The organism is Streptococcus mitis (assembly GCF_003942995.1).
Classification (GTDB): domain Bacteria; phylum Bacillota; class Bacilli; order Lactobacillales; family Streptococcaceae; genus Streptococcus; species Streptococcus mitis_CV.
In genome coordinates this window covers 1-556 of the sequence record NZ_RJOH01000052.1, presented here as the reverse complement: position 1 = coordinate 556, position 556 = coordinate 1, and the positions used below count along the sequence as shown (strand labels likewise).

The 556-nt window shown below is 37.6% G+C and carries 1 protein-coding gene; it reads right to left on the bottom strand.

Annotated elements, in window-relative coordinates:
* The coding region (locus tag D8836_RS11115; RefSeq protein WP_221763034.1) for a hypothetical protein at window positions 1-513 on the bottom strand (513 nt) is incomplete at its 3' end.
* Between the last annotated feature and the right edge of the window lie 43 nt (window positions 514-556).

Sequence of the window (556 nt, the reverse complement as noted above, 5' to 3'; positions counted from 1 at the left end):
GTCTGATGCTGCTTTTAACGCTGCAATTGTGTCAGCTTTTGCTTTTGCTTCTTCTGGACTATTCGTTTCAGCTTTTTCTAATTCTTTGACAGCCTCTTCTAATGCTTTATCATAATTTGCTAAGAACTCGTCTTGTGCTGCTTTTGCTTTTGCTGCCGCTTCTTTATCTTCTTCTGCAGCTTTCTCATTTGCTTTATCGATTAATTTCTCTGCTTCTTCTACAGTTAATCCTTTTTCGAAACCTTCTACGATTTGTTTTCTTGTTGCGTCTGATGCTGCTTTTAACGCCGCAATTGTGTCAGCTTTTGCTTTTGCTTCTTCTGGACTATTCGTTTCAGCTTTTTCTAATTCTTTGACAGCCTCTTCTAATGCTTTATCATAATTTGCTAAGAACTCGTCTTGTGCTGCTTTTTCTTTTGCTGCCGCTTCTTTATCTTCTTCTGCAGCTTTCTCATTTGCTTTATCGATTAATTTCTCTGCTTCTTCTACAGTTAATCCCTGCAGCTTTCTCATTTGCTTTATCGATTAATTTCTCTGCTTCTTCTACAGTTAATCC